This is a genomic window from Candidatus Jettenia sp. AMX1 (genome assembly GCF_030263775.1).
In the GTDB taxonomy this organism is placed as follows: domain Bacteria; phylum Planctomycetota; class Brocadiia; order Brocadiales; family Brocadiaceae; genus Jettenia; species Jettenia caeni.
Map to the genome: position 1 here is coordinate 18,933 of NZ_SZPP01000041.1, position 23,227 is coordinate 42,159.

Here is a 23,227-nt window from a genome sequence, read left to right on the forward strand (position 1 = left end):
ACATTTTTGAATCTACAAGACAAAAGTGAACACAGGTAGGGGCAGGTTTTAAACCTGCCCCTACAACAGAACATTGGAATTCCCTAAACGTTCAATTATGTCTTTGGCTATTTTTCTCTCTTATCGCATGTAGGGCAAGGCTTCAGCCTTGCCTCCCCGCCTGAATATGCGCACGGGAATAGCAACCCTAAAGGGTTGCCCTGCAGACCTCTCCTTCTCTTAATCTCTCTTACCTGTAGAGATAAAGAACTGCATCACCCCGGAACGGGGCAGTGAAAGACCGTATGTCACCGCCGGCCGTTTTCTGTTGTGGAATAGTCTTATCGGTTCTTGGATTGAACCATTCCACATGAAATATCTCAAAAGTTGATGAAAGATCTACATCCACCGTACCGCCAGATGGCGCATAAATCAGGTATTCAGAGCCTGGATTAGCCAAACAGTATTTCATGGAAGATAACTCATTATGGGGTATCATAGCTGCCAGATTCATTCGGTTTGCATACCTCATGGTATACCCCATATTCCGGCGAATCGGATTATAAAAGGAGTCTGGCTTTGAGCCTTTTGGATAATTGCGGTCCTTCATATATTCAAGATACGGGTCCATAAAAAGAACGTTATGTCCCCTTGTAAAACTTTTCCATACCCAACTTCTCTGATCTCTGGCATGATCGTTTCTCAATATAGGTATGTGATCTGAATCGAGAATCGAAACATGATCTCCATGGGCTACCGGCGGATTAACCTCGTAAGGGTCATTTTCCCGTCTGAATTTTGACGGTGATATCCAATCGGCTTTGCTCTCAAAAAGAACCTGATTCCCAAGTTTCCTGTGTGTAGTCATTCCTACCGGATGCTGCTTCCATTTTGTCTTCTCATAATTATGGATAAAATTGATCATATGATATTGCCAATCAACTGAATCCGCATGATCTTCATTGGATATTTCATACAACACGTTATCAAGATCATTCACCGTATCAATAACCCTCCGGACATATGCCTCCTGCAGGGCAGTAATTGCGGGTATCTTAAGGGTATGAGATTCCAGACCATACCCATCCCCATTGGGATCTCCATTAATTCCATTCACATTGTTATCTTTATGAAAAGGGTGCCCATCCCAGCGCCAGGGTGGCAGCGAAAACTGTATGGAATGCCCCTCGAATAACATAATCGAGACGTAGATTCCACGATCTCTTGCGGCAATGACCCGCGAGCGTAACCGGTCAAAATATGCCTTGTTAAAGGTATCCAAATTAAATTTCGGCATACCGTCTAACGCCATTTCCGGTCTTATCCGCAACCAGGGGAAAGGAGCCGACCGTTTCCGTATTCCTTCACTTTTATACTTATGTTTCGCCAATTCCCAGGTCCAAAGCCGTATGAAATTATGGTTATGTTGTTGAAGGAAATCCAGGTAGGCCTCATAGTCAAAGGGCTGCGGGGGATTCGTTGTTCCTATGTCTTTAAAATTGTTCCACGTATGTGATCCTGTCAGATAAATCACCTTTCCGCTTTCATCAGTAAAATAACGGGGATTAGAGGGATGTACCTTGAGGGAACCGTTGATCAGGCGATTGGTTCCGGATACATACTTTTTCCTGGTCTTTTTTTTATTTTTCTCAGCCTTTACAGTCACTGGAGCATCATTACTACTACCAGATGAGCATCCGGCATGATATACCCCCACCATGATCATGAGAATAATAAAGGTAACCAATTTGTATTTTACCGATAGTATCATAATACTCCTTGTTTAAATCCGGCTATAATACCCTTGGCTGTACGTGTAGCCAACGCCATAATAGTAAGTGCAGGATTGACTGCGGCGCCCGTTACAAAGACGCTGCTATCTGCAATAAAAAGATTAGGGACATCGTGTGTACGGCACCAGGGGTCGACAACGGATGTATCGGGATTTTTACCCATCCGGCAAGTACCCAGATAATGTGCCGAAGCTCCCATCTTGGGTTCCCACATCTCTCTGGCACCTGATGCTTCAAAGACAGCTTTAAAACTCCGAAGGATTGCTTTCATCATTTTACGATCGTTTTCACGCGGCTCATTGGTCAATTTCGGTACGGGTATCCCCACATGATCTTTCACATCATGGTCCAATGTCACCTGGTTACGGATATCAGGCAACTGTTCACCGATGGAAGCAAGGCCAACAAGGTAGCCAAAAACCTCTTTCATACGCACTTTGTGTTCTTTGCCCCAACCGTTAACCTTTGATGCTACTGATAATGGCCATTTCCCGCCGTTATTTACCTCAATTGTCCAGCCACGCACAAAATTGTTACGTTTATTTGTCTCATAGAAATCTTGTATTATTCCGCCTGCAGGGTTACCCCGCCATGTGTCTAAACGCTCAGAAAACAATCCATCACAAAAGAGGGCCAGGTGCTCGGTAAAATACTTGCCGACAAGGCCGCTTGAATTGGCCAGACCTTCCGGGAATAGTCCTGATTTACTGAGTAAGAGCAAGCGGGGTGTCTCTACTGCGTTACCAGCCACAACAATTGCAGATGCGCATATTTCCTGTTCATTACCTCCGGCATCGAAATAAATCACACTGTGTGCTTTACCGTCTGGTCTGACCGTAATTTCACGTGCCATAGATTGCGTCCGAATATCCACAAGCCCGGTAGCTTCAGCCTTACGAACATACGTTACATCAATACTGGATTTGGCAGTAACGAAGCATCCGAACATACAACCGCCGCATTCTATACATGAGGGTCTTCCATTCCATGGTCTTGTGGGAGAAGCAAGGGGCGCGGGTGTAAGATGCAGCCCAAGTTTATCAGCCCCCCTCTTCACCGCCTTACTCGCACAATTAAATTCATGGGGAGGTGTGGGGTAAGGTTTACTCCGCGGAGGATCAAATGGGTTAGCCAGTGTATCGTCAAGTCCGGAAACACCCAATTCATATTCGACTTTCGTGTAGTAGGGTTCAAGTTCAGCGTAACTGATTGGCCAGTCATCCGATACCCCGTCTTCACTACGGACACGAAAGTCTGATTCGTGAAAACGCGGCACAACTCCTATGTATCGTAATGTTGAGCCACCAACTCCTTTGACACGATTATAACCAAACCATTTACCTTCACAGGTATAGAGGTCTCTCTGCGGGTTATCTGGCTGAAATATCTCAGAGGCTGTAACCTCAAAATTCTGCTCATATGTCTTATAGTGAAGAAGAGGATTAAATCGTTTGCCGGACTCCAAAACAACAACCGACAGGCCTGCCTCAGACAATTCCTTAGCGATAACCCCTCCACCGCTACCGCAGCCTATAACTACTATATCTGTGGTTTGTTTCTTTGGTTGTAAATTAGGCATAGACACAGTATTGCTCCTTTTTTCGTGAACTATTTATGTAATGTATATTCAATTCCGTAGGGCAACCCTTCAGGGTTGCCATCCACCGTGCGCATATTCAGGCGGAGAGGCAAGGCTGAAGCCTTGCCCTACAAAATCGGCGCCGTTTTTTCATGAGCTACAGAGAGACGCAAGATGTTGCGTCTCTCTAGGGGAATGAACCTGCCCCTAACCCCTATATGCATCAAGCTATCGTTTAGTCAAGGGTGGCACTGACAAACTCTGTTTGTCAGTGTGTTATATTCCCTATCCACGTTGGCATTTGAAGCAAGCATGGACAAACGATCCCTGCTTAAGACATGCAGGGACATGGTTTGTCCGTGCCACCCTGGAAGCCGCTTACATAAAATGAAAATTCCTCTACAATTACATTAGGCCTTCGGCGACTTTTGTTTTGCGGTCAGGCCGTAGGGGCGAAGCATTTGCCGTTCAGCGTATACATAGTATTTTAGGCCAATAACGGCAAATGCTTCGCCCCTACAATACATACGGTAACACGGACAAACGGAGTTTGTCCGTGTTGTGTTTAACGTGTCATTGCTAGGGTAGTGTCCGAAGCAATCTCTTGAATAGTTGAGAAAAGATTGCTTCGGGAAAAACCCCTCGCAATGACAAATACTCTAGAGCCTCTTATGGTAAATCAGCTTGATGTACATACCCCTAACCCCTCCCAGGAAGGGAGTATAAATGTCCCTTCCCGGGAGGGAATTGAAGGGTGGGTAAAAAGTCTTGGATTTTGCCTTTTAAAAACCCAACCTACTTTACATTATGTGCGGTATTAAATAGTATACTCGTACTACAGGGAGATAATCGTCCAAGATACCCCTGAGGCTGGGGCGGGCCATCATAGCCAAGCCAGTTCCATGCGGCAGGGCTTGTATAGAAGGCTTGCATTACATCTTTTGTAAGTACCGGAAACAGGTCTACGGCTGCTCCAAGCCCTCCCATTTTACAGTGTTTATAGTAAAGATATTTAGTCTTCCAGGTAACCTTACGACGTATCTTGTCAAATAAGGAACGATCAGGGGCATAAGACTTTCCCGATGGTATATCTACCAGGCGCAGTATATCGATCTGTTGATCATGAGCTAATTCAGAAAACAGAGGGCCATATTCACGTTGAGCTATCTCATCAAATGCATCCAAACCTTTTTTATAGAGAAGCTGTTTTGCGCGCGATTGTAACACTATACCATCAAGGGTAGTAGCGACATGGGCATCTAACGCCCCTGGCCCTGTCTCATCAGAGGGTATAATAAGGGCTGCAAGTGCGCCAATCAAAGCATTCTCTTTTTGAGTAAACCATTGATTCTTGTCATGTGGGCGTTCTTTTGTGCTTTTCATCAACCTTTTTGCGCGTTTCTGTTTATCCAGGAGAGTTTTTCCGGTAAAACCAAAAATCGCCACCGTGCTTATTGCTCCGCCAATGAGTGCTGTCCACTTCATAAATTCACGACGAGTAGGTTTATTCTGTGTGTTCATAGGTAGTAGTTCCCTCTAATCAAACTTAATAAAAGGTCTTATATTAATATCAGTAACTTCAGCGCTTCGGGGTAAGGTGAGTGCATGGATAATTACCGATGCAATATCTTTCGTTTGCATAAACCGTTCCGGATAGTATGTTTTTCCTTCCATCTTATGAACAACCTCCTGCATAGGAGTGGCGGTTCGCCCTGGATAAATGCTTAAAACACGAATACCATACGCATTCACTTCGGTTCTTAACGTATCTGCAATAGCCTTGAGTGCATGTTTTGTTGCTGCGTACTGACTCAAATTTTGCTTTATATTCAATCCGGAGCTGGAATTTACAAATACGATCTGTCCGCATCGGGAAATAATCATAGGTAAGAGTACTTGAGTAAGCAGGTAAGGAGCACGAACATTGGTCTGATATTGTTTATCAAGGTCTTTAACCGGAGCAGACTCAAGCATACCCATTGAAAAAATACCGGCGCTGTGAATGAGCATGTCAATATGTCCAAAATCCTGTTGCAGAGATGTCTTTAACTTCTGAATATCATCGTCTACGGTTAAATCAGTCTGATAACCCCTGATGCAGGATGGCGTTCCCCGGGTGTCTTTCATCATAGCCTCAAGGGAAGATATATTTCTTCCTACAAGGCAAACGGTAGCGCCTTGTGCTGCAAGACTCAAAGCAACGGCCTTGCCGATACCACTACTTGCCCCTGTTACCACTGCAATTTGATCACTTAATGCGGACATTCTTGTAATAAATCGTGTTTCAGCAACATATCTGCTGCTTCATGAATTAAGGTGAATTCAAGCCCTGATCTATCGGATATATCTAATAAGGTATTACTTCCGTCAGATAAATTCAAAACCCACAACATGGCAAGCTCCTTTAATTTTTTATCTTTCTGACCGCCTGTCATTTGGTATAACCCTCTCCTTCCAAGCTGCGGTTCACATTTTGGATTCCTGTTTGAATACGTCTTATTATTCTCAAGAACATTGAAAATGGACAGATAGAGAGAAAGCGAATCAGTGAGAGATTTAGGTTGAACAAATTCCAAATTGTCTGCCGATGTGTGGTATTGAGGATAATGGCCGTACGGCGTTCTCATGAGGCATCCAACAGGAAGATTAAATTCGGGAGAACAGTACTGTCGCTCATCATACCCGTAAGGAATGAAATCGATTGTTTCATAAGCATTTCCTGAATTTTTTAAGACGTTCATAACCACCCTGTCTATTTCTGCGTTTCCCCGGCGGCTTCTCTTATAGGTAAACCTTCCGGAATCGCCTAAGCATGCAGCAACGAGGCCATGTTTGATCCTTGAAACATACGGTTCATTCAGACAAAGCCAGGTTATCGAGCCAATCGTTCCCGGAACGAAGAGAAACCGGTACGAGTAATCAAGAGACATACTGGTAAGATGTTTTGCAAGAAAGACTGCGAGAACGATTCCCGAAAGATTATCATTACACAGGGAAGGATGACACGTATGACATGAAATTAATATCTCTTCTGCCCTTTTCCCTTTGATGTAATATTCGCCGTATGTTAAATAACCATCTTCGAGCGATGAATCAATAACTACCTCATATTCGTCCTCTCCCAGATTTATCAATTGATGATAACTGATACAAAATCCCCAATTTTCCTGGTAATATGATGTTCTGTAAGGTATCCACTCAGGGTATTCAGGTACCGTAAAAAGATGCGCTTTTAATTCATCCAGGGAAACACTTTTCCTTACTGGCACACTATAGTTGAGAACATGGAGTGTATTTTTCCTGAAATCGATTATTTTTTCACCTTTTGAATTTTTGACATATGCGTCCTGTATATTCCATTCCTTTGGCACAGTCCAATCAAATACCTTCGTTCCCGTTGGGACTTCATGGGTTATGAGGGGAATATGTTTTTGGAGTATCGTAAGAGTATCGCGAACTCCGTTGCCGGTTATGCTGCGGCATATCGGGTAAAGTTCAGATATGAGATTGAACATATCAAGGCCGGTTTTCGTTAGAGTATTCATTGGTTTACTCTGTGTCGTTTCCCTTATGCAAAGTCTGAAGTACCATATACCTGAAGTATGAAAAATGTTAAAAATCCGGATATTGCCTGTCTTTTTCTGAGATCACTGTTACCTCTGCCGGCCAATGTATTTGAAACGAAGGATCATTCCACCGGACACCCCGTGCTGATCCAGGCACATAGAACTCCGACATTAAATAAAAAACTTCCGTATTGTCCGTAAGGGTTAAGAACCCATGAGCAAAGCCCTCCGGAATATAGAGCAATTTCTTATTTTCGGCAGTTAAATCTACGGATATCCATTGTTTAAAGGTTTCTGAATATGGCCGCAGATCGATAATGACATCGTACATTGCTCCCCTGATACACCAAACCAGTTTCGCCTCCTCATAAGGAGCGGCCTGATAATGCATACCCCGAAGGGTGCCTCTTTTTTTGTTGAAAGAAACATTCCCTTGTACCAGGTTGAAGGAAATCCCTTTTTCCCTGAACTCACGACGACACCATGTTCGGGCAAAAAACCCCCGGTCATCTTCTAATTTCTCAAGTCCTATACAATAGGCGTCCTTGAGTTTGGTCTCGGTAAATATCATGGATATATCTTAACCTCAGGAATGAATACAATGAACTGACCACCCCATTCCCGTATATAAGACATTTGCTCCATGACCTCTTCTCTGATATTCCACGGGAGGATTAAGAGGTAATCAGGCTTTGTCTCTCTGATTGTGTCGGGACTATGAATAGGTATATGAGTTCCCGGCAAGTAATGGCCTTGTTTATGGGGGCTGCGATCTACCGTGTAATCAATAAAATCTGAGCGAATACTGCAGTAATTAAGAAGGGTATTCCCTTTCGCCGGAGCGCCATATCCAACGATAGATTTACCTTTTTGCTTTGTTTCAATCAGGAAGGTTAAGATATTTCTTTTTGTCTTCTTTACCTTTTCGGTAAATGAAAGATGATGTTCCAGCCCCCCAAAGCCAGCAGCCTCTTCCCTGGTTCTTAAATCCGTTACCCTTTGGCTTACCGGTTGAGAAGCATCTTCTGCATGCCTGGCGTAAATCCTTAAAGAGCCACCATGGGTAGGCAGCTCATCCACATCAAAAATAGTTAAACCATGATGCGCAAAAATTTTCTCTACCGTGATAAAGGAAAAATATGAAAAATGTTCATGATAGATAGTGTCGAACCATGGTAATAACACCTTTTGGTTTTAAAAATATCTTCATTCCTTTCACAAAATCATTTACGTCTGGCACATGGGCCAGAACGTTGTTTCCTATCAAAAGATCGGCCTGTTTACCCTCATTGAGCAACTTCAGGGCTGTCTGAGTTCCAAAAAATGTAACGATGGTTGGAATCCCTGCTTTCTCTGCTGCTTTTGCCACATTTTTTGCAGGCTCAATACCCAATACCGGTATCCCTCTTTCTTTAAAATATTGAAGAAGATAACCATCATTGCTCGCAATCTCAACTACAATACTCCGGAGATCAAATCCAAAACGTTCAACCATGAGTTTCGTATAATCCCGTGCATGTTTCAGCCAGGAATCAGAGTATGATGAGAAATAGGCATAATCACTGAAGATATTATCGGGAGATTCAAACAATGGTAACTGAACTAAAAGACACGCTTTGCATACGTATACATGCAGTGGATAAAAGGGTTCCATGTGTTGAAGTTGTTCAGTTTTTAAATAAGAATTTGCCAGGGGCGACATCCCTAAATCCACAAAGGTATGATTCAAATGAGATTTACAAAAACGGCATCTGTTTTCTGTATTTGTTATCATTGAAATTTATCTGATTCCCTTCATATCGTTAAATATCAAATTACTCTCGTTAAATCTGGGCTTCTTCCTCGAGGAAAAGTCCTGATGTTTTCACTTCTATCCATAGCTTGATTGCAGAGGAATTTTCATTGTATGTAAGCGGTTTTCAGGGTGGCACGGACAAACGATCCCTACAGGGACATGGTTTGTCCGTGTAGGGTTTACCTTGTCATTGCGAGGGTATTGTCTATTGTCCGAAGCAATCTCTTGCATAGTTGAGAAAAGATTGCTTCGGGAAAAAAACCCCTCGCAATGACAAATACTCCAGAACCTCTTATGGTAAATTATCTTGATGCATATAAGTTTCTTCCCTGCTCTATACGTATCAGGTATCAAAAAATATACCATCGAAGGAGAAAAAAGAATTTAATTGCAGCGAAGAGGTTAAAATATGACATTCTCATGAGAAAAAATCGGAACAAATTATGAAACAAAAAGAGGAAGATATGGGGTAAATAAAAAAAGATATACCGGCACAAAAGTGTGGCATGTCACAAAACTGTGTCAATACAAAAGCGTGACATGTCACATTCTTGTATCGAAAAACATACAATATAAGGGTTTATTATCTAAAAACTCCGGTTGGATGCAGAAAAACACATGTCTGTTGTATGCATATTCCTGCATAAACAGGTAAACAAAGGCTGGTTTTTCAATAGGGTATACAAACGATGTCAACAGAGAAATATGTGTCTTTCTTCGAATCTACAGACAATATTGTGCCTCATTTTGAATAATTACCTAAGATTGAATAGAACATGAAAAATGAAGATATGTTGATGAAGAGCATCATTGCAGAATAGGGAATTGGATATAGCTTCGCCGGCAGGAAATCTCTTCCAAATTATTAGACTTCCTGTAAAATGGGAAACAAATTTTGTTGCCTTTAATTTTACAGGAAGTCAGGAGCGGAGCTTATGTAATTCCCTGCGGGCGGTAAGCCCACAGGGAATAAAAAATACTTCTAGATAATAGGTTCTGATACCTCAGAAGACAATATCAAATCACCGAATGCCGATGTATCGCGGTAATTGTCATTTTTCCCATTCCACATGAGCACATGCTCTCTTGTGTTACCGTTATCGTCATCGTTGTTTTGTATATCAAAGCCTATTCTCATCCCATCCGATGGAGTAATACCAAGATTACTCCACGGAATGGCCATTTCCACGCTGTATCCACCTGATACAGGCGTCCAGGCATGCAAAACTCCTGTTTTGTTCTGCCTGGAGAATAGGGCTGAATCGTTATAGCCTTTAATATATTGCCTGTCGTAGGTATCGTACGTTGTCTTCTGATTATGGTTTGCATCAATATAGATCTCTATCGAATCATCTTGCCATGGATCTCCTGAATCATTACGTAAGGTAGTATCCAGAACCTTCACCCCTACATAAAGATTTTTATTATCCCACGATACTCCAAAATTTACCTCATTATCCGGGGTACCTGTTAAGACCTTGTTTACATTTGTGGTAATATTCCATAGAGATTCTTTAAGATTCCCGTCTATGGTTGGACTACTCAAGGCCTTGTGCGCAAACGTTGTATTTGGCGCTACAAAGTTTACTTTAACTGCATCTACCCCTTTGTTATCTGCCTGATCTTTAGCCGTTATGGTAATAATATTCTCACCATTGAATAAGGCTATTTTAGGTATCGACCAGTTTGTTGTACCCTCAGCCGTTCCACTACCGCCTCTGTTGTTAACCCAGGTTATACTCGTAACGGATATATTGTCAGATGCAGTACCACTGAGACTTATCGTGTTTTGATCAGTAGTATGCGTATCCGTTGAAGTCGGCACAGTAATGGATGCAACTGGTGGAGTAACATCTTTAGCGCTCGAGTAAGGCGGCGCCAGTTTAAATGTCCCATGGTAAGAACCGGCGTACACATAACCATTATTGGGGTTAACACTCAGAGAGCTAATGTTAATATCGGGACCTATATTATGACTAACGCTTTGCCATGTTGCTCCATAATCAGTCGATCTGAAAACACCATTTGACTGTCCATAGGAGGGTGCAGCTCTTCCTATATAAACTACATTCGGACTCTTCGGATCAACGGCTACGGTTTGCGTCGGCTTTCTGCCAAACCAATCATTCTTCAGACCGTCAGCCGATGTTTTTTCTATCCATTTAGAACCATTCCAGACAAACAGGCCACTAGCATCAACCGCCGCATACAATCGGTTCGGATTGGTTGGATCAACTGCAAGCTCGTAAATCCCTGCGCCGTTAGAACCTTTAAATGTTCCATAAGGAGCACTCCAGGTATTTCCGCCGTCAGTTGACCTGTAGACAACGTTTGTTCCGTTGTTGTTCGAAGCTGAATAGACAATATTACCGTCCTTCTGGTACATAGCGACTATTTTTTTTGAAAGTTTTTTCCATGTGTAGCCCTTATCAGTGCTTTTGAACTGACCCGCATAGATTATCTTGGTATTTTGCGGATGAAAAGCAATGAAACGGTAACTACTTTCGGTGCTGTTCCCATTGGAATCTTTCTTTATTTGCGTCCATGTTTTCCCATTATCACGGCTAATGACAATAACCTGGCTATACCATTCCCCTGCCGCAGTTACAATAACCTTGGAATCCCTGGCAGGATCAAGCGCACCTACAGGGGTTGATTTATCACCATATTTCGGGACGTCTAAGGTCCTGAATGTCGAGCCACCATCTTCGGTAAGATAAGGGCCGTAATCTGTCAAAAAGAATGCAAACCTGTTAGGGTTATGGGGATCCCAACTCATAGAATTGGAACCTTTAGCCACCGCAGCTCCTGTATAACCTGATGAGACAAATCTCCAGTTAACTCCACCATCAGTTGTTCTCTTAATGTGATAAGAATTTCCCGCAATAAGGGCTACATTCTTATTGTTCGGATGAAAAGCTGTTGGCGCAGCAAGAAAACCTATGTAACTGGGACTAGCAGGATCCACCATGGAACCACTGACATATCCGTAAGCATTTTTTTCATCCATACTATTTGGTGAATACCACTTAGAACCTCCATTATGGGTATAATAAACACTTTGTGATGCATAAAAACTCACATAAAGGCAATTCGGATCTGCCTGACTTATAGACAGATAGCTCGCCTTCTTTCCATTGCCAAGCACCGATATCCCGCTGTTTCTGGGACTAAAATTATTCCCGCCATCAACCGACATATAGACTCCATACTGCCTGAGCGCTGCGTATATGACAAGAGGTTGTTTCGGGTTAATTACAACCGTATGTGGATACGTGGGCAGGCCGGAACCGATTTTCTGCACGGTAACACTGCCATTATCCGTCACCCTGTAGAGACCCTTGGAAGAGCTTGATTTAGCCGAAACATACAAGGTGGAAGGATTCGTCGGATGCGCCTTGACATCAAGGATCTCCTGAGATTTAAATACATTCATGGAGCTCCATGTACTTCCTCCGTCTTTTGATTTTAATAAACCCTGGTCGTGGGTACCTGCATAAACGATACTACTTGAGGCGCCAAAGGCAAAATGAGATCCGCCTTTCTCATCCGCTGATGGTTTATGATAATGTGTTTGTTTCACTTGTTTCCAGGTCTCGCCTCCGTCTATAGTCCTGTAAATACCACTGCACGGCGATTTCGTTGAGCGGTTAACCGTGTGAACAGAGCCTGCCACAAATACGACCTTATCGTTTGTGGGACTTACCACCAGGGAAATACCTCCTTTTGCCGGGAATCCCTTTTTCTTCATCTTCCAGGTAGTACCACCATCTTCACTTTTCCATATTTGTGAGGTATCAGACGTCAGGTATACCATATTAGGATTAGATTGCGCATAAGCAATGGTATAAATCAACTGCGTTCCCTCACCACCCATAAGCCCTGCTGCCTTCTGTGCGGCAGTTCTTATCGGCACTTGTTGCCACTCCGTAGGGGAAAGCTTTAGCTGCTCAGCAGAAAGATTGGCATAGTAAGGGTCTTCCGTATTTTCTCCTACTGATTCACCGTTATCCAATGATTCACGAACGGTAGTATTATACTCTGCAGCGCTGGATAACTCATGGGTAGTTGGTGTTCCATTTGCCACAACATCAGTTCCCTGCCCAATCGCAGCCACAGGTTCATCAGTATTTGATATTACGGTAAAAATGTAGCCTTTGTTGACAGTATTCCGGTTCTTTAATCGTATCTCACTCCCGGTAATACTAACGTCTGCAGTACCATCTTCTGATTCAATAAAGAAATCATCGGTGCGGTACACAGAGGTTACCTTTTCATCGGTACCAAGCTTTATCGCCCCGTTCGTGGTTAAAAATACCGCAAAAAGGTTTCCTGTCTTTGGATGGCGGGAGTATATAACATCACTACTTGCGTAGCTTTTCGTGCTTTGGTACATAGCGCCATTCCATGAACGGTCGGTAAGAGGAACATTATTAAGATTGTCCCAATTTGGTAAACACCGGATAAGTTTTAATTTTGGAGACACTTCGGTGATACTCTGAAGATCCGATGTATCTTTCGTACTGCTAAACTGTCCAAACCAGTTATACCATGCACCATTGATAGCTGCTTTAGCAGCAAAAAGACGATTTTTATCTTCGCTAAAATCACCAATTTGGGAATTACCAACCTTATCGTGCGTAATAGGTATCCCCGAATTAAAGTTATTACCATCGTCCACAAAATTCGCATTTTGCTGACTTCCCTGGGTTAACATATCCGGGATTAATGCGTCTTTATCTGCACGGTCCTTTATCTGGTATATCCATTCATTGTTATCCACCTCATTATAGAGCCAGGTTGGCCGAACAATCCATTTGGAATTCTTAAATTCCTCCGCCATTCGCGTTCTTAGTTTCTTATAAAATGCGGCAACTCCTTCGGTATATGTTGCATAATCATGAGTGATGGCACCATGCACTAAACCGGAATCCATACCTGTCCAATAGGATAAAGGAACTGGCTCGTTATCGCCCTTTTCATTGAGCCGGTAAAATCCGCCAGCAAGTTTTGGCTCATCAATAATATACCCGCCAAAGGTAAACGGTAAATTAGGGTCCTCATACATCTTCGCTGTCCGGATAATTTCTTCGACAACCTCATCAATAACAGCTTGTTGTTGAAAATCCCATAGTACGGAAAACTTTGTTGAGGCCCCGGAAGGGTGATACCCTGTCGCTAAATTGGAAGGGAATGGATCATTACTCTTCCAAACCATGCGTTGATTATAAAAATCCCTTGCCTTTTCGGAAATAGGTTTCGTGGTATCTATGTATCTACTGTATCCGGATAAGACTTGCGGATACCAGCAAGGGTCAATGAGATAAAATTTGAGCCCTGAACAATCAGGGTTATTTTGATAGTCTTTAAGAGCAGAAGATGGATGTATGGCAATATAATCATAACCCATTTGCTTTGCATATTTGATATCCTCTTCCGGTTTACCACACCAGGCAATGCCATAAAAATTCTTGTAACCTTTTATATCTGCATTTGCATAGGCATTTTCGCTTAAGGAAAATATTTGGCTAAAAAGCAAAAATGCAAATCCTAAAAGACTAATAGTAAATTTCATTCAAACCGTCTCCTAACAAAAGTTTTTAAATCGTTGCACCAAAACTTTACAAAATAAACCTGCAACTGGTAAAGGTGCCTCCTTTCTGTAAAAATTTTCATGGAAAAGCGACATGTCACATTTTACAGCGACACATCTCTGTGCCATGTCACACGTCTATTCGTTCTCAGGTAAAACTCATATACTTTTTATACGCCCCAAATGCCTTGATTTTACTACAAGAGCAAATTATTTAGCACCTTTCGGTATTTATGGCATAATATTTGTTACAGTTTAACGTGTATCAAGGAATTTCAATTCCGTAGGGCAACCCTTCCGGGGTGCTACCTATGATCACGTATTCAGACGGCGAGGCAAGGCTAAAGTCTCACCCCTGCATTAAACTAAAAGACTAAAGTAAACTAGTTGCAAAAGACCAGAGAATCGTTATGGTATTGGCAAAAATGCGAATTCCAATAAAAATAATGAGTCTCTGTCTCTGTTTATTGTTTAATAAACAATGATCAGACAAACCACGTTACATAGAGGTTACATCTATGGTTTTTCTATGAGTATTTTTTCATTCGAAAGAATTTTTGGCCAAAAATTCATAACTCTATTTTGTTCTTAGTAGGTTATCCTCCCCTTCCATTTGCCCTGTATCTTCACTACATATACGCTTTATGATAATGAATTTTTGAGGGCAGTTATTTTAGGTATAACTACTTTTTTGAAACAAAAGAACTATGGTCAAAAACTTGAATAAACGCTGATCTGCACATTAACACACAGATCGTTCCTGGACGAGATTCTGGACTATATAGGGGATTTTGGGAATTCAAGAGCATTACTGAAATGGTAAATAACAACTTTGAAGCCCAGTTTTCTCCTTGCTATGTTTAGATCTTCAGGAAGGTTTAGATGGTGATTCCTTGTAATTATTGATGAGCATACGAAGAGGCGAAAAACAGGGTAAATTTCCATTATGTCTCTGCGAATGCACATACAAGATCTAAAATCTGAAGATATTGAATTTCTGCTCTTACAGGCTATACGTCACCTTGGGTGCTTAAAGGTAGGATGAGGGATTATTGTATGATTGATATATAAGGCGGGAGTATATACCATTACCCTTTCGGTGATGTAGAGATCGCTGCCGTTCTCATATTCCTCCTGGTTTCACAAACGATGTCGCAGTTTTAAGTGTTAAAGTTTTCTTCACCCTTTATACAAATACGTTGCACCTCTATCATCCCCTGCCAGGAGATTTATAAATATCATCATATTTATATGTGAAGAAGTTGAGTCGTTTCTTTTAACACTCAAAATCCAATACACAGCAAGTTGTAAACAAATTACCTCATTATTCCCGGAAATAGCAAAGTGAGGTAAACTTTTCTTTTCAAAAAGCAAATTAAAGTTTCATATTTATAACATAGCTAATTTGAAATGGCAATAAAAAAATTAAATTTTTTTTATTTATTTTGATTTGTTGTAAAGGATTGGTTTTGTAATTTTTGATAGGTCTGCCGTTGGTAAGCTGAACGAACCCAGATAATTGCCGCTAAATAATTATTACGAATCTGCTTATTGTCTTATAAGCATCTTTCCTATTACCCGAAGTGGCTTAGGTAAATTCAGCTTATTTGTATATTCATAAAGATCTTTTAACAGAAAGGTGTATCTATTCATAATTCTGTCTTTCAAAGAGGTTCGTTTCACCTTTTCAACGATGGTAATAGAATTCACAAATCTGACATTCCTGAGCTTTTTTGACTTATAGACAAGTTCTTTAACAACCCTTTTAGGTCCCGTCCATCTATTTCCGCTTGCCGTATCATGAAAGGCTAAAATACCGCCTTCTGTTACTTTTGGAAACCATAGCTCAACATCTAATTTTACATGATCATATTCATGGTTTCCGTCTATGAAAATGAGTTTAATAGGCTCATCAAAATTTTTAGCTGCTTCTTCTGAAGTTTTCACAATAGGAGTTATTATATCATCAATTTTTGCATTCTTAATATTCCTTTGAAACTCCTCAAAAGTTTCAATCTTATCGGATCTGTGTTTATGTCCTTTGTGAGGATCGATTGCATAGATCTTCAATTTATTTCCCCGTTTTGAGCCCATGCCTAACCATATTGTTGATTTTCCTTTCCATGAACCAATTTCTACAATCACATTTTCACTCGTACAATTTTTAGCTAAAGTATAAAGCAATTCTCCCTCTTTATCTGTTAACCAACCATCAACATTATCAACTATTTTTTTAATCTCATGTATTTCCATAGCTATTTTCCCATGTAAAAGTATTAACGAAATTACTGTTTACTCATTCTGTTTAAGGATACATATTCATTGTAAACAAACCGGATAAAGGACAAATTTACGTAAGAATAACCTAACGCTGTAACTATTCCTGGTGATCAGATTATTACAAGAAATATCATGGACCAAGATTAGATTAGGGGCATTTGCAACGGGGAAACCTTATAGACAAAATGAATATTACTGTTTAACAGGCAATGCGATATATCGCAATATATCTGCCATAGAAATTTTATTATGGGAATTTATTGTAAAAATATAATTATTATGTAACTCTTTTAAGAATAGATATTTAAACTAAATACTAGAGAAATTTTATCAAGGCCAATTTTATCCTTGAAGGAACTACTCTTATTTTTCTGTATGTATATACATACGCAGGTATCGAACATTTGTTTTAAACGATTGCAACACAAGCATATACATTCATCTTTATATGATTGTTTAAAGATACTCTCTGTAGGCAATTGTATACATTTGAAAAAACAGAGCAATGTAGGGGGCAAGGCTTCAGCCTTGCTTCTCTGCTGGAATGTACCCTGGGTAAGAGCAACCCTGAAGGGTTTACCCTACAATTGAAATTCCTATACATATACATTAAACCAGGCCTTTGGAGACTTTTAATAGCAATCCTTGCGGGGGTAGGGAAGAACCTTGTGTTCGCCAAACGGGAGACAAACAGAAATGTTTTGAATTGGGAGGGCAAGGGCGAACACAAGGTTCGCCCCTGCACAAAAGAATATTGACATTCCTTAAACAGATGATGTTTTTATCTGAATGCCCTTTTAACTTTTTAATGTGAAGAATGAGCTCCGTGTGATGGAGACATACTTTTACTTGCCTCGTATTTTTTGAATTCGTTGAATGCCTCTTCAGCCTCGTCACTCATCCCTTTTAACAGGTAAACAACACCTAAATAGTTATGCGCCGTTCCCAGTTTCGGATCCAGCTCAAGGGCTTTTTTATGAGCAGCAATAGCCTCATCCAGTCTTTTTTGCTTACAGTATGTTAAACCAAGCTCATTATAGGCTGAGGCAAGTTTAGGATGTAATTCCAAAGCCCGCATCTGCATATTTACTGCATCCTCAAACTGCTCGTTCATGCGATAAACAACACCTAAGCTAAAGTATATCATCGGATCTTCGGGTTTTAACTTCAGTTCTTTTCTATACACCTCTCCGGCTTTATCAAATTTTCCTAAGGTGTAGTATGCCTTTCCAAGTTTTTCATAGGCATTAACCATGGCCGGATCAAGCTCGATTGCTTTCTCCCATGCAGCAATCGCTGCGTCAAAGCTGCCTTTTTTGATATGCTCTAATCCGTAATTATAATACTCTGCCGCCGTCATTTTTTCCGGAAGCTTAACCTCTTTTTTTACTTCCTGAGTATCTGAAGATCCTTCTGATACGACATCTTCATTTGCATTAATACCTTCAGATGCCTCTTTTTTACTACATCCGGTTATGGATATACAGAACACTATACCGGCAATTGTTATTATAGGTAAATTTCTTTCAATCATCCCCATCGTATTTTATTCTCCAAACAATAATTACTTGTTGAGCCATAAGTAAAATGGCCTTGAAAACACATTACTAGGACATTCGCTGCGCCATGAAAGATGCAATTTCTTTAAATACTGTTTTGTTTTCAACAGGAATCTCATCAATAGTCTTATAAGCCTGTTTTACGAGATCTTCCGCATAATCCTGAGCATATTGTATAGCATGATATTTTTTGTATATATCCAGCACCCATTTTATATCGTTATCGGTTGTTTCATCTCTGGGTTTTAACATAATATCGCGCAAGCATTTTTTATCATCCGTACAAGCAACTTGCAATGTATAGGAATATAAAAAGCTTGCCTTGCCTTCTTTCACATCGGAGCCGATCACCCCTCCCCGTCCCTTTCCATGAGTCATATCAATGAGATCATCACGGATTTGAAACGCTGGTCCCATTGTCTTCCCCAACATCCATATCTTTTCAACAACCTCTTCTGAAGCACCCGATACTATAGCCCCGCCGACCATACCACAAGCAAGATAATACCCCGTCTTAAGCTCGACCATTTGCATGTAGTTATCGACCGAAAAATCCTCCGATGCCCTTGCGCCAATATCTATTGCCTGGCCCTCGACCGTTTTCCCATAAGTCAACGTGAGCACCTGTAATAATTTTATCTTTTTTTCCAACGATACGGAACTCGCCAGGATGCTTTTATACGCGCAGGCGAGAAGATAATCTCCTGCGTTTATCGCATGAGCTATACCGTATTTCATCCACACGGTAGGCTGATCGCGCCGTATCGTATCCCCGTCTTCAATATCATCGTGCATAAGAAACATATTATGCATAGCCTCGACGGCAAGAGCAAAGGGTATTGCATCTTTTGTATTTCCCCCCAATGCCTCACAGGTAATTAAGCATATGGCAGGTCTCACCCTTTTCCCTCCTGTGTACAGGTGATGCCATATAGGCTCGCTTAAATAATTTTTTTTATGAGGGGGTATTAACTCCTGTAATAATTGGTCTATTTTCGCACCATAGGTTTTAATTGATTCATCGATCGGCATCTCTGATCCTTTTCCAAAGCACATAAGCCTATAAAAAGATTAAGAATAAGACAAGACTGCAGAAGTAAATTTGAGAAAACTACGATACAAAATAAACCGCTTAAACGGTTGAAACGATTTAAGCGGTTTAAACAACAGAGTAAAGATACTATTCCTATTCCCGTCCGAGAAATTCACCCGTCCTTGTATCTACTTTAATTCTCTCACCACTGTTGATAAATAACGGGACCTTTACGACAAGTCCCGTCTCTAACTTTGCAGGCTTATAGACATTCACTACCGTGTCCCCTTTTTTACCAGGATCTGTTTCGGTAATTTTTAAAACAACTGATGTTGGCAATTCTACGGAAATAGCTTTACCCTCATAAAAAGCTATCTTTGCCTGGCTGTTTAAGGTCATATAAGGAATGGCATCTTCTACTGCTTCTTTCGGTAATAATATTTGCTCATAATTTTCTGTATCCATAAAGCAATAATTTTCACCATCTTTATAAAGATATTCCATCGTGCGATGCTCCAGGAATACATCTTCCAGTTTATCGGTAGACCGAAACCTCTTCTGAACCACACTCCCCTGCTTTAGACTCTTTAATTTGGCCTGTACCATACCCCGCCAGTTTCCAGGGGTCACGTGCTGATAGTCAACTACGAGGTATAATTCACCGTCCATTTTAATCACGGTGCCCCTTTTAATTTCTGTAGCGCTTACCAATGTAATAACTCCTCAATAAAATGAATAAACTAAATGTATATAAATTCCGCCATTACGGTATCTGCGACAAATAATCCTTTTTCTGTAAGCTTTAATCTCTCATCATCATAACTTACCAATCCAGCCTTTCGTAATATGCTTATAGTATCTCCAAATTGATCCTGTATCGTAGAGCCAAACCGCTCATAAAAATCTGTATTTGTTATGCCTTGCCGTAATCGTAAGGCCATAATAACGGTTTCAGATACAAAATGATCTTGCGGTAAACATTCACGAAAGGATTTTACCTCTTTATTCTCATGCATTCCATGAATATAACGAAACACATCTTTTTCGTTCGACATCCTCATGCCATCGATAAAAGAGTGCGCCCCTGCCCCCACACCCACATAGCTTGTATTCCTCCAATACACATGATTGTGAGAGCATTCATATCCGCTCTTTGCAAAGTTTGAGATCTCATAGTGGTTATAACCATTCAGGGTTAAATACTCTATGGCCGTTTTGTACATCTCTAGCTCTGTGTATTCATCCAGTTTACGAATAACCTCATTCTTTAAATCCCTGGTAAGTGGCGTTTCCCCCTCATAGGTAAGGGCATACGTCGATATATGTTCGGGGTTCAATGCAATTGCAATTTCTAAATCTTTCTTCCAGTCATCAGGGGTCTGTTCCGGACATCCAAATATTAAATCGATATTAATATTTTTAAAACCTGCACTTCTTAACAAGGTAAAGACGTTTCTGGCATCATCGCCTGAATGGATACGGCCGAGGAATTGTAACTGTCTATCCTGAAATGACTGTATACCCAGACTTATACGGTTCACTGTATACTCCTTTAACAATCTTACCTTATTTGCCGTCAGTGTACCCGGGTTAGCTTCAACAGTATACTCCTGTGTTTGAGATGTTGCATTATAACGGATGACGCTGCGAAGGAGTCTTTCCAATTGGATTTCAGATAAGAGGCTTGGTGTCCCCCCCCCTATATAGATAGTAGTAAATGTATATTGGGATGCTAAGGTATCTAATTCCTTGCTAAGGGCGTGAAGGTAGCGGTCAACTACGCGCGATTCCGATACCATTGAATTAAAATCACAGTAGTTACACTTTTTTGCGCAAAATGGGATATGTATATAAAGGGCGGTGGGAAGAATATGTTTTTTAGATGTCATCGTATCATGTAAAACGAGAAGCGCATTAAAAGCGAACCCTCTGTCTTCCTCTCCGCGTTGCTGCATTATGTTGCTGAAGACAGGCGAGTTCTTTCTTTATAATATCTTTATAATAGCGTAACCTTGTATTGGGGTCTTCCAAAATACCTTTAAAATTTCTTTTGGGATCTTTGTAAATAAGTTTAACAGGTATCTCTTTTACCCGCAAGCCCAGCTTCCATGCCTGAATCCATAACTGTAATGGCATACCGTATCCATACTCCGTTACATGCAATGCCTTCAACTTTTTAACTTTGTAAGCTTTAAAACCACAGAATGCATCTGTTATATGAAAACGGGTTATACAATTTAAAATCTTTGTAATCTCCTTGTTAATGAGATATCGGTCTTTGGGAACCTCTTTTCCTATTTTTGCAGGGATAAAATATCGGGATCCGGATAAAATATCATAGTCGTAAAAGGGAATTTCCTTTAAAAATAGTGGTATCTGCTCTGGTTCATGTTGTCCATCGCCGTCAATCGTTACTACATAATCATATCCCTTGTTTATTGCAAAGGTAAATGCATCTATGATCGTCTTGCCATATCCGAGATTTCTTGCATGGATAATCATATGTATATCTTCGATATGCATTAAGTTTTCTCGGAACTCATCAGACGAACCGTCATCTATCACTACAATATCAAGAGAAAGGTTCTTGATTTTTTGAATGATGTCGTACACATCAATTTCATTAAAGACAGGTATGGCTACAAGGACTCTGTTTTCATCCATAAATGGTTCACCGTTTGTTCACAAAAGTTAAACTGAAAGGGCTTGCCTGCATAAATATTCCAGAGGTACTATGCATTAATAACTCACACTCATTTTCGATGCTTCCACAGTATTCCTTAATAATATAACCATGGTTACTGGTTCGACTCCGCCTGGGACAGGTGTTATATATGAGGCAACTTCCTTCGCTGTTTTGAACTCAACATCGCCGGTAATCTTCATCTTCGGTTTATCATTTTTACTCATAACAGAGTTTCCCTGTACATCAAACTCTTTTACATGGTTAATCCCAACATCTATCACAATTGCCCCTGGTTTTATCATATCCCCTTTAATAAGTTCTGCCTTTCCAACGGCTGCAACTAAAATATCAGCCTTTTTCGTTTGTACAGAAAGATCTTTCGTGCCTGAGTGGCATATGGTAGGTGTCGCGGACAGATCCAACAAGAGTAGACTAACCGGTTTTCCCACCATGGCGCTACGGCCGACAATTGTCGCTTCCTTTCCCCTGATCTCTACGCCTATCGATTTAATAAGTTCTACGGCTGCCATAGCTGTGCACGGTACAATCCTTTTTTTATTGCCATAAACAAGTTCGCCTATATTGGCAGGATTTACTCCCTCCACGTCTTTGTGAGGGGCAATTACCCTGAGTACCTTTTTTACATCCAAGCCATCAGGCATTGGTATTTGCAGGATAATTCCTGTCACATGAGGGTCGTTATTTAATTTTTTTATATGTTCAACGAGGGCATCTTCTCCCGTATCGGCTGCCAGTTCATCCACGGTGTAGGTAATGCCCATCGCTTCACACTGTTTTTTCTGATTTTGGATATACAGGTGTGATGCTGCATTTTCACCCACCTGAACAGCTTTTACCCGGGGAAAGATACCTTTTTTCCTTAACATGCTGATCTCTTCAATCAACGGTTCCCGAATCTTTTCAGCAACAAATTCACCATCAATGATTCTCGCCGACATAGCCGCCCTTTTTCATATAGAATATTCTCTAAATAACCCTTCTCTCTTTCCTGCAAATCTTAAGTATTTTGCAACTTTATTATAGAAGAACAGTCAATGGTATAGCAAGGAAAAACCCCCTCAGAGAATAATACTTCTGGTAATATTAAAAGATTGACATCCCTAACCTTACCTGATAAAATTACGCTCGATTATGACGAGGATTTATCCTCTCCTTTTACAAAGAGGAGTTAATAGAGAGGCACACCTTTCATAGATAGCAGTGCAAGCCAAAACCGGATTTTTAACGAGTGAAAAATACCTTCTCCCGATACATAATAATCTGGTTATTCCATACATATGTTGGCCCGGTTTATGGTAGAGAATTAATGCTTTTCCCAAAATCAAATTATCCGAGGTAAAAAA

General features: G+C 40.8%; 14 protein-coding genes and 1 pseudogene. All 15 read right to left on the minus strand.

Features of this window, described 5'->3' with window-relative positions:
• Window positions 1-229: 229 nt before the first annotated feature.
• The 15 genes and pseudogenes from FBQ94_RS12645 to FBQ94_RS12720 all read right to left on the minus strand — a co-directional run bounded on the left by FBQ94_RS12645 (window position 230) and on the right by FBQ94_RS12720 (window position 22,822).
• Window positions 230-1,750, minus strand: a complete 1,521-nt coding sequence (locus FBQ94_RS12645; RefSeq protein ID WP_007222398.1) for a putative collagen-binding domain-containing protein — start codon at window positions 1,748-1,750, stop codon at window positions 230-232.
• Window positions 1,747-3,351, minus strand: a complete 1,605-nt coding sequence (locus FBQ94_RS12650) for a GMC family oxidoreductase (protein WP_007222399.1) — start codon at window positions 3,349-3,351, stop codon at window positions 1,747-1,749. The genes FBQ94_RS12645 and FBQ94_RS12650 overlap by 4 nt, the downstream gene beginning before the upstream one ends.
• Window positions 3,352-4,146: 795 nt before the next feature.
• On the minus strand, window positions 4,147-4,872 hold the full coding sequence (locus tag FBQ94_RS12655) for a gluconate 2-dehydrogenase subunit 3 family protein (protein ID WP_007219896.1): 726 nt from the start codon (window positions 4,870-4,872) through the stop codon (window positions 4,147-4,149).
• A 15-nt stretch (window positions 4,873-4,887) separates the two neighbouring features.
• A complete protein-coding gene (locus FBQ94_RS12660) occupies window positions 4,888-5,616 on the minus strand; it encodes an SDR family oxidoreductase (RefSeq protein ID WP_051006112.1) in 729 nt (242 codons plus the stop codon).
• Window positions 5,604-6,896, minus strand: coding sequence for a DUF4910 domain-containing protein (locus tag FBQ94_RS12665; RefSeq protein ID WP_007219898.1), 1,293 nt, complete (start codon window positions 6,894-6,896; stop codon window positions 5,604-5,606). The genes FBQ94_RS12660 and FBQ94_RS12665 overlap by 13 nt, the downstream gene beginning before the upstream one ends.
• Before the next feature lie 67 nt (window positions 6,897-6,963).
• A complete protein-coding gene (gene rfbC, locus FBQ94_RS12670) occupies window positions 6,964-7,488 on the minus strand; it encodes a dTDP-4-dehydrorhamnose 3,5-epimerase (protein ID WP_007219899.1) in 525 nt (174 codons plus the stop codon).
• A pseudogene (locus tag FBQ94_RS17505) lies at window positions 7,485-8,691 on the minus strand (methyltransferase domain-containing protein). Before FBQ94_RS17505 ends, rfbC begins: the two are co-directional and overlap by 4 nt.
• A gap of 1,003 nt (window positions 8,692-9,694) precedes the next feature.
• Window positions 9,695-14,287, minus strand: a complete 4,593-nt coding sequence (locus tag FBQ94_RS12685) for a sugar-binding protein (RefSeq protein ID WP_007219902.1) — start codon at window positions 14,285-14,287, stop codon at window positions 9,695-9,697.
• 1,566 nt (window positions 14,288-15,853) lie between these two features.
• Entirely contained in the window at window positions 15,854-16,558 is a 705-nt protein-coding gene (locus FBQ94_RS12690; protein WP_007219904.1) for a class I SAM-dependent methyltransferase, read from the minus strand.
• A gap of 832 nt (window positions 16,559-17,390) precedes the next feature.
• On the minus strand, window positions 17,391-18,125 hold the full coding sequence (locus tag FBQ94_RS12695) for a tetratricopeptide repeat protein (protein ID WP_007219907.1): 735 nt from the start codon (window positions 18,123-18,125) through the stop codon (window positions 17,391-17,393).
• A gap of 67 nt (window positions 18,126-18,192) precedes the next feature.
• Window positions 18,193-19,176, minus strand: coding sequence for a polyprenyl synthetase family protein (locus tag FBQ94_RS12700; protein ID WP_007219908.1), 984 nt, complete (start codon window positions 19,174-19,176; stop codon window positions 18,193-18,195).
• 154 nt (window positions 19,177-19,330) lie between these two features.
• A complete protein-coding gene (gene efp, locus FBQ94_RS12705; protein WP_007219909.1) occupies window positions 19,331-19,888 on the minus strand; it encodes an elongation factor P in 558 nt (185 codons plus the stop codon).
• 29 nt (window positions 19,889-19,917) lie between these two features.
• On the minus strand, window positions 19,918-21,132 hold the full coding sequence (hemW, locus tag FBQ94_RS12710; RefSeq protein ID WP_007219910.1) for a radical SAM family heme chaperone HemW: 1,215 nt from the start codon (window positions 21,130-21,132) through the stop codon (window positions 19,918-19,920).
• Window positions 21,092-21,841, minus strand: a complete 750-nt coding sequence (locus tag FBQ94_RS12715; protein ID WP_007219911.1) for a glycosyltransferase family 2 protein — start codon at window positions 21,839-21,841, stop codon at window positions 21,092-21,094. Before FBQ94_RS12715 ends, hemW begins: the two co-directional genes overlap by 41 nt.
• Before the next feature lie 75 nt (window positions 21,842-21,916).
• A complete protein-coding gene (locus FBQ94_RS12720; protein WP_007219912.1) occupies window positions 21,917-22,822 on the minus strand; it encodes a bifunctional 5,10-methylenetetrahydrofolate dehydrogenase/5,10-methenyltetrahydrofolate cyclohydrolase in 906 nt (301 codons plus the stop codon).
• Between the last annotated feature and the right edge of the window lie 405 nt (window positions 22,823-23,227).